This is a genomic window from Burkholderia sp. LMG 13014 (genome assembly GCF_905232215.1).
GTDB lineage: Bacteria > Pseudomonadota > Gammaproteobacteria > Burkholderiales > Burkholderiaceae > Burkholderia.
This window is the reverse complement of record NZ_CAJNKE010001037.1, coordinates 1-1,149: the sequence shown is the minus strand read 5'-3', so window position 1 is coordinate 1,149 and position 1,149 is coordinate 1. Positions and strand designations below refer to the sequence as shown.

General features: G+C 66.4%; 1 protein-coding gene. It reads right to left on the bottom strand.

Going from position 1 to position 1,149, the window contains the following annotated elements; all coding sequences use genetic code 11:
- A partial coding sequence (locus JYJ84_RS37190; RefSeq protein ID WP_205190349.1) for an N-6 DNA methylase occupies positions 1-1,149 on the bottom strand: 1,149 nt, incomplete at both ends.

Genomic DNA, 1,149 nt, shown 5'->3' with positions numbered 1-1,149 from the left:
CCCAGCGGCCATCCTGCATTTGCAGGGTCTGGCCGGCCTGTGTGATGGTGTCGCCGTCGCGGTAGGTGATGGGCGTGGTTTCGACCGTGCCCAGCATGTCCCAATCCACGCGCGAGCCGGGGAACTTCTTCAGCATCCGAGCGATTTCGGCAATGGGCCGGTCGGTCGTCACGCGATCAACGTCGCGGAATTTGTTGGGGTCTTTCGGCACGAACTCGCCCAAGATGAACCGCTTGCCTTCGCCGTCGAAGTAGCGCCCCTCGATGAAGGGCTGCCACTGCACATTGGCGTCGATCAGGGCCTTGGGCGACTGCTCGCGCAGCTCGGCGATCTTGTCCAGCGCCTCCCGCCCGTACTTGCGGAAGGCAATCACGTCCGTCATGGTGTCCGCGCTGGCCGTGCCGAACACGGAGTTCGGCAGGCGGTACGCGCCCAGGAACTCGGCCATGTAGCTGGCCTTCACGCGCAGTTCTTCCTCCTTGCCACCCTTGCCGGAGACGCAGCGCGGCGGCGTGATGAACACGGCCAGACCGCCCGGTTTCAGCTTCTCCAGCGTGCGCAGGATGAAGTAGTTTTGCAGCGGCTCCTTCTGATAGCGCCCGTCCAGCAGTTGGTTGCCGCCGCGATCTGCGACGCCGCCGAACGGCACGTTGGTGACGACGGCATCGTATTGCTCGTCGGGCGTGGCGGCGGCCACGCGCTCGAAGGGCGCCACGGTGGCGGTGTAGCCAGGGCCGGCATTCACCAGGCCGTTGATGCGGCCGGAAGTTTCGTTCAGCTCCACAGCGTCGATGGCCGCGTTCAGCGGCGCGGTGGCGCCGAAGATGCCGACGCCAGCGCACGGGTCGAGCACCTTCCCGCCGGCGAAGCCCAACTCGGCCATCAAGTCCCAGATGCCCTCGGCGATGGGCTTGGGGGTGTAATACTCGTAGGCGCTTCCCTTCTTGCCGTCGGCCCCGATCAGCGCGCCGCCGGTGCCGGAATACTTCGCCAGCGCCAGCTTTTCCTCGGGAGACAGCCGGGCCGCATCGACTTCGCCGGCGTCGATGCGCTTCAGCAGCGCCATCGCGGCGGCGTTGTCCTTCTTGCGCTGCGCAGGCTTGCGGTTCGGGTCGAACTCGTAATACTGCGCGGTCTGGTTGCGCGGGG